The 13,670-nt window shown below is 39.3% G+C and carries 9 protein-coding genes and 4 tRNA genes; 1 reads left to right on the top strand and 12 read right to left on the bottom strand.

Going from position 1 to position 13,670, the window contains the following annotated elements; genetic code table 11:
- Positions 1 to 46: 46 nt before the first annotated feature.
- The 11 genes from EMK97_RS17665 to EMK97_RS17615 form a co-directional block, all read right to left on the bottom strand.
- Positions 47 to 1,372: an IS4 family transposase gene (locus EMK97_RS17665; RefSeq protein ID WP_130600978.1), complete on the bottom strand. Its 1,326-nt coding sequence runs from the start codon at positions 1,370 to 1,372 to the stop codon at positions 47 to 49.
- Positions 1,373 to 1,515: 143 nt separating this feature from the next.
- The gene (locus EMK97_RS17660) at positions 1,516 to 3,423 is read right to left on the bottom strand and encodes a SurA N-terminal domain-containing protein (RefSeq protein WP_130604095.1); all 1,908 of its coding nucleotides are present in this window, start codon (positions 3,421 to 3,423) and stop codon (positions 1,516 to 1,518) included.
- Between the two features lie 205 nt (positions 3,424 to 3,628).
- Entirely contained in the window at positions 3,629 to 3,901 is a 273-nt protein-coding gene (gene hupB, locus EMK97_RS17655; protein WP_130604094.1) for a nucleoid-associated protein HU-beta, read from the bottom strand.
- Positions 3,902 to 4,202: 301 nt separating this feature from the next.
- Positions 4,203 to 6,554 carry an endopeptidase La gene (lon, locus tag EMK97_RS17650; RefSeq protein WP_130604093.1) on the bottom strand — a complete coding sequence of 784 codons (2,352 nt, stop codon included), beginning with the start codon at positions 6,552 to 6,554 and terminating at the stop codon, positions 4,203 to 4,205.
- A gap of 210 nt (positions 6,555 to 6,764) precedes the next feature.
- Positions 6,765 to 8,039 carry an ATP-dependent protease ATP-binding subunit ClpX gene (gene clpX / locus EMK97_RS17645; RefSeq protein ID WP_130604092.1) on the bottom strand — a complete coding sequence of 425 codons (1,275 nt, stop codon included), beginning with the start codon at positions 8,037 to 8,039 and terminating at the stop codon, positions 6,765 to 6,767.
- Positions 8,040 to 8,101: 62 nt separating this feature from the next.
- Positions 8,102 to 8,674: an ATP-dependent Clp endopeptidase proteolytic subunit ClpP gene (gene clpP / locus EMK97_RS17640; protein WP_246028955.1), complete on the bottom strand. Its 573-nt coding sequence runs from the start codon at positions 8,672 to 8,674 to the stop codon at positions 8,102 to 8,104.
- 239 nt (positions 8,675 to 8,913) lie between these two features.
- Positions 8,914 to 10,221, bottom strand: a complete 1,308-nt coding sequence (gene tig, locus EMK97_RS17635; protein ID WP_130604090.1) for a trigger factor — start codon at positions 10,219 to 10,221, stop codon at positions 8,914 to 8,916.
- 280 nt (positions 10,222 to 10,501) lie between these two features.
- Positions 10,502 to 10,578: transfer RNA gene (locus EMK97_RS17630), tRNA-Pro, on the bottom strand.
- Positions 10,579 to 10,627: 49 nt separating this feature from the next.
- Positions 10,628 to 10,703: transfer RNA gene (locus EMK97_RS17625), tRNA-His, on the bottom strand.
- A gap of 22 nt (positions 10,704 to 10,725) precedes the next feature.
- Positions 10,726 to 10,802 (bottom strand) — tRNA-Arg (locus tag EMK97_RS17620).
- A 50-nt stretch (positions 10,803 to 10,852) separates the two neighbouring features.
- Positions 10,853 to 10,929: transfer RNA gene (locus EMK97_RS17615), tRNA-Pro, on the bottom strand.
- 288 nt (positions 10,930 to 11,217) lie between these two features.
- On the opposite strand from EMK97_RS17615, the gene folD reads away from it, so the two are divergent.
- On the top strand, positions 11,218 to 12,075 hold the full coding sequence (gene folD / locus EMK97_RS17610; protein ID WP_130604089.1) for a bifunctional methylenetetrahydrofolate dehydrogenase/methenyltetrahydrofolate cyclohydrolase FolD: 858 nt from the start codon (positions 11,218 to 11,220) through the stop codon (positions 12,073 to 12,075).
- 87 nt (positions 12,076 to 12,162) lie between these two features.
- Here folD and cysS read toward each other — a convergent pair whose 3' ends face one another.
- A complete protein-coding gene (gene cysS, locus EMK97_RS17605) occupies positions 12,163 to 13,548 on the bottom strand; it encodes a cysteine--tRNA ligase (RefSeq protein WP_130604088.1) in 1,386 nt (461 codons plus the stop codon).
- Positions 13,549 to 13,670: the final 122 nt, after the last annotated feature.

Genomic DNA, 13,670 nt, shown 5'->3' with positions numbered 1-13,670 from the left:
AAATAACGCCCATAAAAAAAGCTGCTCTAAAGCTAACACATGTCAATTAAGCATGTTTTGATTTGACAGGGTAGCGGGTTTTAGAAATACGAACGGTCCGGGCTTTGGGCCGTTTTCGTTTCTCTGGCAATATAAATTGTTTTACGTTTTCCCGCATCGCCCTCAACTTTTTAGGAATACTACCTGGTGAGGCTATTGCACACCACATAAACTCATCTTGGATAAATCGCATTGCCATCACAAAGCTTATGCGTAACGGAGAGACTTGTGCTTCTGTCGCTATTTGGCTTATCTCGGCTCTAATTAGGTTATACGCAATTAATAATCCCCATATTTCTTGCTTTACGCCCTGAACTGTTTGGCTTCTAAGCAATATTGCATTATCAAGTTGAAATTGCTTTAACTCCCCATAGCCATTTTCTATCTCCCAACGCTCGAAGTACACTGCCAGAATATCTTCTGCTTTGTATTTATTAATGTCAGTTAAAGAGCTCAGGAGCCCTTTAATATGATTACTTTGTTTGTTTTCTGGGTAAGTAACGAGGCGAGCTTGCCAAACTTCAGGTAAACTCGGGTCTTGTTTTCTGGCATGATTTGATACTGACATTTCAATGAGAAAATCATGTTCACTGTACTGTTCAATGACACGGTATTTGGTATTACTTTTTATGGGGGTTAACCAGTGCTGCTCTTGGTTATGCCGTTGCCAATTCATCATAAGTTCTGCGCTTAGGTAGCACCTATCAAAAATAGTGAGTGAATTTGCTGATGCTGATGAAATTAACTGTTTCGCATAATTAACCTCGCCAACTCGGCTTGAGCCAAATGCGACATCTTTTATTAGGCGACTACGCAATGACATTAATGCACATAATCGTACTACTGGATATTCAAGGTGCTTATCTTGGCGGTGCTTGATATACCCAAACTCGCTTGCAGTTTCTGGCGTGTCTGCACAACGAAGCTGTGTGCCATCCACTGAAAAAAGTGATAGCCCACACCAAGTATCATCCCCATCTTGTTGTTGTGACCAATGTGTCGCCGTCAATTTAAATAGTTCAGCTAATGGAGTGTCACTTAAGCGCTTTCGTGCTTGCGGGATTGCACTGGGAGCAAGTGTTTCACCCAGTTTATCTGACAGTATTAGGTCAAGTTTATCAACAACCTCGGTAATAGGGCGATTACGATAAAGGCCTATTCCCACGATGAGCCAGACAACAAGCTCAGCTGGTAGTTTGCGCCTTCTCATACTGGCTTTATCCGTTTCAACGAGTACCTTCTCTATCCATTCCATTGGCAAATGTTTTTGGAAAACAGATAAATCTTCGGGAGCAGCAAAAGTGTCTGTATCGAGTAACCAATTTGAAAGCATAAAAAAAATCCAGTGACTTGTGATCACTGGATTTTGACAGATTGTAAAGATCGTTCAACCGATCATAATAATTTTCTTAACTGATCGGTGTTAGCTCTAAAGCAGCTTTTTAGTTTCTCATTCTAATTAGTATATCGTCTTAATTAGTATACCGTCGTTGGCTCAGAAACGACTTTGCGGGTAATTTTCGCCCCCACTTTTAATGAGTCCACATAACCACGATAAGCTGACTGTGCAAGTTGAGATACTTGCTGCTTGCCTAAATTCGGATCGGGTTTAATTTCTGCAACCTGTACCGAAGTCACCTCAACAATTGCTAAATCACCATTGCTTAATGAGGCACTTGAGGCCGATACCGTACCAGCGACTGGATGAGGTAATACAAATGCAGCGCGAGTAACACTTTGATCAATGTCTGCACCAAATCTAGCGACCTTTTCTTTTACTTCAAAGCTTGCATTTAAACTCGCTAAATCACTTGTAATATCAGTACCCGCTTTATGCTTAGCTAATAACTCATCCACTGTATTTTGTGCTTTCTCTGTTGCTTTTTGCGCGATTAAAATACTTTTAATTTGCTCAGCAACTTCAGATTTAGGCTTAACATTCGCAGGCTGATAAGTGTTTAAACGTAAAACTAAGGCAATATCATCATTCACTTCAATAACATCTGAGTTCATGTTGTCTTCTAAAACTAAATCAGAAAACGCTGCTTCAATTACTTGTGCGTTATTAAACGGTACTGCATTACCTGCACGCGATAACCAAGGTGATGTTTGAATAGCTACATCTACTCCACTTGCCGCATCATCTAAGCTATCAGGGTACTCAAAGCTAATACGTGCCATTTCTTGCTGAAGTGCAAAAAACTGATCTTGCGCTTTTTCATTGCTAACCGTTTCACGCAACGCAACTTTAACTTCATCAAGAGTTTGAATTTTCTCTTCTTCAAGCGCCGTTAACTTAATAACGTGATAACCAAAACTAGTTTTTACTAAACCGCTAAGATCACCAACATTAGCTAAAGCAAGTGCTGCATCATCAAAGCTAGATTCCATCACGCCTGGCTCTAACCACTCAAGATCACCACCATTCTCACCACTAAAAGTATCGTGTGATACTTCTTTAGCTAAGGTAGCAAAGTCTTCACCTTGTTCAAGACGAGCTAAAACATCGTTAGCTGCGCTTTCAGCTGCGGCTTCGTCTTCATTAAATTCTATCAAAATATGAGAAATACGACGTTTTTCTGCCTGAGTAAACTGGGTCATATTTTCTTTGTAGTACTGAGCAACGTCTTCGTCTGTTACAGTTATTTTTTTAGCAATGTCTGCAACATTTAAGCTAATATAATCAACTTTTACCTGCTCTTTATTTTCAAAACGTGCTTGGTTTTCTTGATAGTAAGTTTCGATTTCTTCATCCGTTACTTCAATAGCACTTTTAAATTGCTCACTGGCAATGGTAGCAAAACGAATATCACGTGTTTGGTTTTGCAATGTTTGCTGAAGATTTTCTTGATAAGGCAAATTAAACTCACTAGCAACAAGCGCTTGACTTAATTGACGACGAGTCATTTCAGTTCTTAAGTAATCTCTAAAATCAGAAGACTGAAAAAAGCCCGCTTGATTAATAATGGCTAAATAACGATTATTATCAAACGCACCATCTACCTGAAATTCTGGCATCTGACGAATAGTCTCTTTAATACGCTCATCAGAAACGCGAATTGCCATGTCATTGCTTGCTTGATCAATTAACTTTTCATTAATTAAGTTATCTAATACACCTTGACGGAAGTTGGCCATGTAATTCTGGTCATTAGACAAGGTTTCGAACATGTCACCAAACTGCTGTGCCATACGATTTCTTTGCGCCTGATAAGCTTTATTGAAATCTTGCTGGCTAATACTTTCGCCATTTACAGTAGCAACTGATGTGTCTACTGAGTTTGTATAACTACCAACCCCTGCAACAGCAAACGTCAAGATAATTAAACCAAGTATTATTTTGGCGGTTAATCCCTGTGATTTTTCTCGAATATCTTCTAACATCTTTATCTCTTATTTACGCCTAAATAGTCTAGACTCAATTTTTCTTGCTCGCGATTTTAGCAGAAGCAGCCCTTTGCTTGAAGCACAAGATTGACTAATTACAAATTATTTTTATTTTTTTATTTAAAATTTGCTTGCCGGTAGATAGCAAAAGACCACCAAACGGTGGTCTTTAAAATTACCTAAGGTAATAAAGAAGCAAGTATTAGTTACAAGCGTCTTTTAATGCTTTACCCGCTTTGAAAGATGGGATTTTAGCCGCAGCAATTTCAATTGTTGCGCCAGTTTGTGGGTTACGGCCTGTACGTGCTGCACGATCACGTACAGAGAAAGTACCAAAACCTACTAAAGCTACTTGCTCGCCATTTTTTAATTCATCAGTTACTGCGCCAATAAATGAATCTAACGCACGACCCGCAGCAGCTTTTGAAATATCTGCGCCAGCAGCAATTTTCTCGATTAGTTGAGATTTATTCACAGTGATTACCCCTTCAATTGTTATTATACAACGCTATCCTTGTTTAATTATGGTAACAACAAAAGTTCATTTTGAACTTTGTCATCCCTCAAGCGTTGAGTTTAAAAATAATACTTCGACTAGCCAACTTATCTATCAATTTATGCTTATTTGCATAAGTAGCAAGGGGTCTAGCGATATAAGCGTAGTTAACTTACCACAGTTTCAGCGTTTGAAAAGCTCTAATTGCAATTTTTTTTAAAAAATTTGTCTTTTTTGGCATTTTTTGATGCAAATCATCAAAAAATGCCTAGCAAAAGCACTATTTATCGGCCGCTTGCCACTTATCTACTGGGTGTTCAAGCGCAATCGCTAACACTTCTTCAATCCATTTCACCGGATGAATTGCTAGCTCAGCTTTAACATTATCAGGTATATCTTTTAAGTCTCTTTCATTCTCATGAGGAATGACAACCGTTTTAATACCACCACGATGTGCAGCTAATAACTTCTCTTTTAAGCCGCCAATCGCTAACACTTCACCGCGTAGTGTAATTTCACCTGTCATAGCGACATCAGCTTTCACTGGGTTACCTGTTAGGCTAGATACTAACGCAGTACACATACCTATACCTGCGCTTGGGCCATCTTTAGGTGTTGCCCCCTCTGGCACATGCACATGAATATCACGCTTTTCATAGAAATCATCATTAATACGCAATTTTTCTGTTCTACTACGAACAACCGTCATCGCCGCTTGAATAGACTCCTGCATAACATCGCCTAATGAGCCTGTATAAGTGAGCTTACCTTTACCTGGCACAGAAGCAGTTTCTATCGTTAATAACTCACCACCAACCTGTGTCCATGCTAAGCCAGTAACTAAACCAACCCGGTTTTCATCATCCGCTTTACCGTAATCAAAGCGTTGCACACCTAAATATTCATCTAGATTACCTTGATTGATGGTGACTTTCTTAAGCTTTTTATCAAGTAAAATTGCTTTAACCGCTTTACGGCACAGCTTAGAAATTTCACGCTCTAAACTACGTACGCCGGCTTCACGGGTGTAATAACGAATAATACCGATAATGGCACTGTCATCTATTTCTATTTCCTTTGCCTTTAAACCATTACGTTGAATTTGCTTTTCAAGTAAATGATTGCGGGCAATATTAAGCTTTTCATCTTCGGTATAGCCAGACAGACGAATAACTTCCATACGATCTAATAACGGCCCTGGAATATCCATGCTGTTTGATGTCGCGACGAACATAACATCAGATAAGTCATAATCAACTTCAAGGTAGTGATCGTTAAAGCTAGTATTTTGCTCAGGATCAAGTACCTCTAATAATGCTGAAGCTGGGTCGCCGCGCATATCCGAAGCCATCTTATCGATTTCATCAAGTAAAAATAATGGGTTTTTAACGCCAACCTTAGACATTTTCTGAATTAACTTACCCGGCAATGAGCCAATATAAGTTCGTCTATGACCTCTAATTTCAGCTTCATCTCTAACACCACCTAATGCCATACGAACATATTTACGGCCAGTAGACTTAGCAATAGATTGACCTAAAGATGTTTTACCAACACCTGGAGGCCCGACTAAACACAAAATAGGACCTTTTAACTGGCTGACACGTTGCTGAACCGCCAAATACTCTAGAATGCGTTCTTTCACCTTATCTAAGCCAAAGTGGTCTTTATCAAGTACCTCTTGCGCTAAGGCAAGGTTACGTTTTAATTTGCTGCGCTTTTTCCACGGTACATTAAGCATGCAATCGATGTAACTGCGCACAACAGTAGCTTCTGCTGACATAGGCGACATCATTTTAAGCTTTTGCAGCTCAGCTAACGTTTTATCTTTTGCTTCGGCTGGCATCTGCGCTTCATCAATGCGCTTTGCCATTTGTTCAAGTTCATCTGGCGCATCATCACCATCGTTAAGCTCTTTTTGAATGGCCTTCATTTGCTCATTCAAGTAGTACTCACGCTGACTCTTCTCCATTTGCTTTTTAACGCGGGTGCGAATTTTCTTTTCAACCTGTAATAAGTCGATCTCTCCTTCCATCAACGCCATCAGGTGCTCTAAGCGCGTGTTAACATCGTCAATTTCAAGTATTTTTTGCTTATCTACAAGCTTAAGCGGCATATGTGCAGCCATGGTATCGGCTAGCTGCTCAGCATCATCAATACCAGATACCGAGGTTAATACCTCAGGTGGGATCTTTTTATTTAATTTTACATAGCCTTCAAACTGTGAAATGGCCGAGCGCACTAACACATCAATATCAGCTTCATCATTTTTCGTTGAAGCAAGGTATTCAATGCTGGCACTAAAATATTGCTCAGTTTCTACAAACTCAGTAACTTTAGCTCTTTGTTCGCCTTCTACTAATACTTTTACCGTACCATCTGGTAATTTCAGCATTTGTAATATGGTAGCAACGGTACCTGTGCTATAAACATCATCAGCTTGCGGATCATCAATAGCAGCATCCTTTTGTGCTACTAAAAACACCTTTTTATCGTCTTCCATGGCGATATCTAAACAACGAATAGACTTTTCTCTACCAACAAATAATGGAATAACCATTTGTGGATAAACTACGACATCGCGCAATGCTAATACAGGGATTTCACTTACTGTAGATAATTCTTGACTCATTAGTTACTCTTTTGGGGATTTTGTTAGTTATCATGAAAATCAATTAACGAGTTTTCAGTTATAAGAAACTATATGGGGTTGGTCAATGCGCTTTCAACAACTTGCTAAAAAAAAGCTGAATTATTTAGTTTAAAAAATTATTGTCAGCGTAAAAACAAAAAAGAACCTTTCGGTTCTTTTTTCATTAATGATATTTATTCGTTAAAACGATTATTCAGATGCAGCTTGCTCTTGCTGTGTTTCGTAAATAACGATAGGTTTACTTTCACCCTTAATGGCATTTTCATCCACCACAACTTTACTGACATTTTCTAGAGATGGCAGTTCGTACATAGTTTCCAGTAATACCGCTTCAACAATAGAACGTAAACCACGCGCACCTGTTTTACGCTCCATTGCTTTACGAGCGATTGCAAGTAATGCATCTTTTCTAAACTCAAGCTCAACGTCTTCCATATCAAACAAAGCGGTAAACTGTTTAGTTAGTGCGTTTTTAGGCTCTTGCAAGATCTGAATCAGGGCATCTTCATCAAGCTCTCTTAATGTCGCTACAACAGGCAGACGACCAATAAACTCAGGAATTAAACCATACTTAACAAGATCTTCTGGTTCGACATTCTCAAAACGCTCAGTAAGGGATTTTTCTTGATCTTTACCGCGAACTTCTGCGCCAAAACCAATACCAACACCCGTATGACAACGTTGCTCAATCACCTTATCAAGCCCAGCAAATGCGCCACCACAAATAAACAAGATCTTAGAAGTATCTACCTGTAAGAATTCTTGCTGAGGGTGTTTACGACCACCTTGAGGTGGTACAGAAGCAACCGTACCTTCAATCAGCTTCAATAATGCTTGTTGAACACCTTCACCTGAAACATCTCTGGTAATAGATGGGTTATCAGATTTACGCGAAATCTTGTCAATTTCATCAATGTAAACGATACCACGCTGTGCCTTTTCAACATCGTAATCACATTTTTGCAATAGCTTCTGAATGATGTTTTCAACATCTTCACCCACGTAACCTGCTTCAGTAAGTGTTGTTGCATCAGCCATAGTAAATGGCACATCAAGTAAACGTGCTAAGGTTTGTGCAAGTAAGGTTTTACCACTACCCGTTGGGCCAATAAGTAAGATATTACTCTTACCTAATTCAACGCCATTATGGGTGTCACCGTTACGTAAACGCTTGTAGTGATTATACACTGCAACAGCAAGCACCTTCTTAGCGTGCTCTTGACCTATAACATAATCATCTAGACTTTCACGGATCTCTATCGGTGAAGGTAATGCCTCTTTCTCTTCTTTTGGTGAAATTTCAGTGATCTCTTCACGAATAATATCGTTACAAAGCTCTACACATTCATCACATATGAATACTGATGGACCGGCAATTAGTTTTCGTACTTCATGTTGGCTTTTACCACAAAATGAGCAATACAGTAATTTACCACTATCGCTGCCTTTTTTTATATCGGTCATGCCTTACCTCTAAACTTTAAGAAACTAGTACTCCGTTACTAGTAAGTATACACGGAAAATTATTAATCGTTACGTTGTTCTAATATGGAGTCAACTAAGCCATATTCAACCGCACTTTCTGCACTTAAGAAATTATCTCTGTCCGTATCTTGGGCAACTTTCTCAAGCGATTGGCCAGTATGTTCAGCCATTAATTTATTCAGTTTATCTTTAATAAATAAGATTTCTTTAGCGTGGATTTCAAAATCTGATGCTTGACCTTGGAAACCGCCTAAAGGCTGATGAATCATTACACGCGCATTTGGCAGACAAAAACGCTTGCCCTTCTCTCCACCCGACAATAAAAAAGCGCCCATACTTGCTGCTTGACCAATACAAACGGTACTAACATTAGGCTTGATAAACTTCATGGTATCATAAATTGCCATACCTGCAGTAACAGAGCCACCAGGAGAGTTAATATAAAGGAAAATATCTTTATCAGGGCTTTCAGACTCAAGAAATAATAACTGTGCGATGATAAGGTTGGCCATATGGTCTTCAACTTGACCACACAAGAAAATGATACGCTCTTTTAGTAAACGTGAATAAATATCATAAGAACGCTCACCTTTTGAAGTTTGCTCTACCACCATTGGCACTAAAGCACTTTCAATGTCATTAGCTTGGCTTGCTGCAGTTGTTTGTGAGTTAATCTGAGAATGAAGTTGAGAGTTAAACAAGTGTAATCCTTCCCTTATAAATAAATGCTTTAATTAACCAAAGATTATAATATCGTTATTAAAAAAATGGCTTGTATGAATACATACAAGCCATTTAATCGATTGCTTACGCTATTGTCAATGGAAAAGTGCCATTGACAGCAGTATTACTACTACTTAGCTTCAGGATTCATGATTTCGCTAAAGTTAGCTTTTTTATCTCTTACCTTCGCGCCTTCAACGAGTAACTCAACCGCTTGCTCTTCTAAAGCAACGTTTTGCATTTGCTGCATAAGTTCTTTGTTGTTTGCGTAGTAATCGATAACTTCTTGTGGATCTTCATATGCTGAAGCCGCAGTAGCGATTAACTCATTCACTTTTTCATCGTTAACTTTTAATTCGTTAACCTTGATAACTTCGCCTAATAATAAACCAATTTTAACACGCTTTTCAGCTTGCTCTTTGAACATTTCAGCTGGAAGTTCTGGTAAATTCTTAGGATCCATTTGACCTTGGAAACGTTGCATAGCTTGTTGACGTAATACATCAACTTCTTGCGCTACTAACGCTGAAGGTAACTCAACTTCGTGACCAGCTAATAAGCCTTCAATTACTTGCTCTTTAACTTTTGCTTTTACCGCAGAAGTTAATTCACGTGCCATGTTTTTGCTCACTTCTGCACGAAGGGCTTCTACGCCACCTTCTTCAATGCCGAATAATTTAGCAAACTCGTCGTCAATTTCTGGAAGGATTGGACCTTCAGTTTTGTGAACAACAATATCAAACTCTGCATCTTTACCTTTTAGGTTTTCTGCGTGGTAATCTTCAGGGAAAGTTACCTTGATAGTTTTCTCTTCACCAACTTTCATACCTGTGATTTCTTTTTCAAAACCTGGGATCATACGACCTGCGCCAAGTTCTAATTCAAAACCTTCCGCTTTACCACCTTCAAACTCTTCACCGTCAACACGGCCAGTAAAGTCGATAGTTAACTTATCGCCTTTCTTAGTTTTACGCTTGTTTTCTTTCCATGTTTGGTGTTGCTTTTGCAATGTAACAAACATTTCATCAACGTCTGACTCAGTTACTTCAACGTCAGGACGCTCAACAGCGATTTTATCTAAATCTTTTAATTCAACTTCTGGGTAAACTTCAAAAGTCGCTTCAAATTCTAACTCTTTACCTTCTTCATTGCTTTTTGCTACAAATGAAGGACGACCCGCTGGGTTGATTTTCTCAGCGATAATCGCGTCAACAAAGTTACGCTGCATTAATTCACCAGCCACTTCTTGACGTACAGACTTACCATAGCGCTTTTGAATTACTGATGGTGGTACTTTGCCCGGGCGGAAGCCGTTAATACGTTGTGTTTTACCAATTTGACGAAGACGATTCTTTACTTCAACATCTACTGTTTCGGCAGGAACAGAAATAGTCAAACGACGTTCCAAACCTTGTGTAGTCTCAACTGAAACTTGCATTTAAATACCTCAAAACTTAGCGTACTACGCTTTTATTTCACATCTAATAACGCCCAGCATTGATAATTTTTTATCAAATTTGCAACAAAAGATGCACAATTACAAAAATAATGACGCGGAATTATAGCTAGGGTTTTCACAAGAGTCGAGTACAAGAGCAAAAAAAGTTTGATCTATGTAGAGATATGCACACAAAGCGCAATTATTCTGGCATTAGAGAAGATAGCAATGGCAAATATAGTGTGTAAATTTAGAAAAATTGACGAAGAAATTGAAGAAGTGGTCGGTGATGCAAGATTCGAACTTGCGACCCCTTGGACCCAAACCAAGTGCGCTACCAAGCTGCGCTAATCACCGACATTATCTTCTGACACTTTATTAGCATGATTACTAACAAAGTAAAAGATGGGGTGGCTAATGGGACTTGAACCCACGACAACCGGAATCACAATCCGGGGCTCTACCAACTGAGCTATAGCCACCATAATTACCTATAAATAAGTATGGCACGCCCTGTAGGATTCGAACCTACGACCCACGCCTTAGAAGGGCGTTGCTCTATCCAGCTGAGCTAAGGGCGCACATTACCTACAGGTACTTTTCTTTTTACGATAAGTAAATGTAAGAAAAGTGGTCGGTGATGCAAGATTCGAACTTGCGACCCCTTGGACCCAAACCAAGTGCGCTACCAAGCTGCGCTAATCACCGACATATTGTTAAAAGCTGTGTCGCTTTCAACGGGTGCGGATATTACCGACTTGCTTTAGTGCAGTCAAACCTTTTTTATAAAAAAATATCTGTTCGCTCACTTTTAACGCAAGTTAGCTAAAAGTGTTTATATAATAGTAATAAATTGCTGACTTTTCATGCTGACATGCAGATTTGGAGTAGATCAAGCTTTTAACACTTTAATGAAATTATACCTACACCTAAGCACGGCTTTATGGCAAAATGTCGCCGTGTTCCACCATCCACATTCAGGATCCAACAAAGCTCATGACAGCAGCATTGATTGATGGCAAAGATATTGCCAAACAGCTTCGAAATTCCGTTAAAGAAAAAGTTCAACAACGTATTGAAAATGGCCAAAGAGCACCAGGTCTAGCCGTTATTTTAGTAGGCAGTGATCCTGCTTCGCAAGTATATGTTGGTAGTAAACGTAAAGCATGTGAAGAAGTAGGCTTTGTTTCTCGCTCATATGACTTACCCTGCACTACCACAGAGCAAGAATTACTTTCTTTAGTGAGTGAACTAAACCAAGACGATACAATAGATGGTATATTGGTACAGCTGCCGTTACCTGAAGGATTAAACTCAGACTTAATTATAGAGCATATAAACCCGCAAAAAGATGTCGATGGCTTCCATCCATCTAATGTCGGTAAATTACTATTACGTCAACCTGGCTTAAGACCATGCACGCCAAAAGGCATAGTAAGCTTAATTCAATCAACCGGCGTTGATACCAAAGGCTTAAATGCTGTTGTTATTGGTGTCTCTAATATTGTTGGTCGCCCAATGATATTAGAATTACTCTTAAAAGGTTGCACAGTAACGGCCTGTCACCGTTTCACTAAGGATTTAGAGCAACAAGTAAGAAAAGCTGATTTATTAGTTGTTGCTGTCGGTAAACCAGCATTTATTCCAGGTGAGTGGATAAAAGAAGGTGCTGTTGTTATTGATGTCGGCATTAACCGATTAGAATCAGGAAAGTTAATTGGTGATGTTGATTTTGACAATGCCAAAGAGAAAGCATCGCATATTACCCCTGTGCCAGGTGGTGTTGGCCCAATGACAGTTGCGAGCCTAATTGAAAATACGTTAATTGCCTGCGAAGAGTTTGGTAAACAATAATTCTTGCAAAAGACTGACCTAAAAAAAGAGCTATATAGCTCTTTTTTTATGTCTTGAGAAAAGTAAACCTAGATAAAGTAAACCAAGTTACGCTTTTCGCCATGTTGTTTTACCGGCGCTATCTTCTAGCACTATGTTCATGGCATTTAATTTATCTCGCGCTTCATCAGCAAGTGGCCAGTTTTTATCTGCACGCGCTTGATTACGTTGCGCGATTAACGCTTCAATCACGGCAACTTCATCCTCATCATTTTGACCTTGTAAAAACGCCGCAGGCTCTAACTGCAACAAGCCAATAATGCCACCAAGGGCAACAAGGGTTGAAGCCAACTGCTTAGCTTTATCTTCATCTTGCGTTTTTGCCAAGTTTAATTCTTTCGCTAATTCAAATAATACTGCGATTGCCTGCGGGGTATTAAAATCATCATCCATTGCTTGGCAAAACTGCTGAACATACGAGTTGCTTTTATCTAACTCAAAACCATTTAAGGTTGGTACGTCACGAAGCGCAGTATAAATACGCTCAAGTGATGCACGCGCTTGATTTAAATTATCTGCTGAGTAGTTTAATTGACTACGATAGTGTCCTGTGGTCAAAAAGAAACGTACCGTTTCAGCATCGTACTGTGCAAGTACATCACGAATTGTAAAGAAATTGCCTAACGATTTTGACATCTTTTCTTGATCAACTTGCACCATGCCGGTATGCATCCAGTAATTTACATACGGCGTGTCTAGTGCACAGCAACTTTGTGCCACTTCATTCTCATGATGTGGAAACTGTAAATCAGAGCCACCACCATGAATATCAAAATGAGCGCCAAGCTCTTTGGCATTCATTGCTGAACATTCAATATGCCAGCCCGGGCGACCATTCCCCCATGGAGACTGCCAGCTTGGCTCTTCAGGTTTGGCTGATTTCCATAAAACAAAATCTAATGGATTATGCTTTGATTCATCAACATCAACACGAGATCCTGCTTGCAGTTGCTCAAGATTTTGACCACTTAATTTGCCATAGTCAGCAAAGCTTGATACATCAAATAATACGTCACCTGAGCTAGCAACATAAGCATGTTCTTTAGCAACCAGGGTTTCAATCATAGCGATAATCTCACCCATATGCGTGGTAACACGAGGCTCTAAGTCTGGACGCGCCATGTTAAGTGCATCAAAATCTTGGTGCATATCAGCAATAGTACGCTCAGTTAACTCGTCAGCAGTTTCATTATTTTCAATAGCGCGATTAATAATCTTATCATCAACATCAGTAATGTTACGGATGTAATTAACGTCATAACCAGAAAAACGCAGATAACGCGCAATATTATCGAAACTAATATAGGTTCTTGCATGACCAATATGACACAAGTCATACACTGTACAACCACATACATACAAGCCTACTTTACCGGGATTAATTGGTGTAAAGGTCTCTTTTTGTCGAGTTAAGGTGTTGTATATCTGCAACATGAGGTCGATAGACTCCTATATGAAAGTTAATTCTTATCAAATGAAGGGCGATTGTACCTTAACAATCTAGCATGATCATTAACGCAAACACTTTTTTCACAAGAAATTGCCATAAAGTTGCG

This window comes from Litorilituus sediminis (genome assembly GCF_004295665.1).
In the GTDB taxonomy this organism is placed as follows: Bacteria; Pseudomonadota; Gammaproteobacteria; order Enterobacterales; family Alteromonadaceae; genus Colwellia; species Colwellia sediminis.
This window is presented reverse-complemented; position numbering and strand designations above follow the sequence as displayed.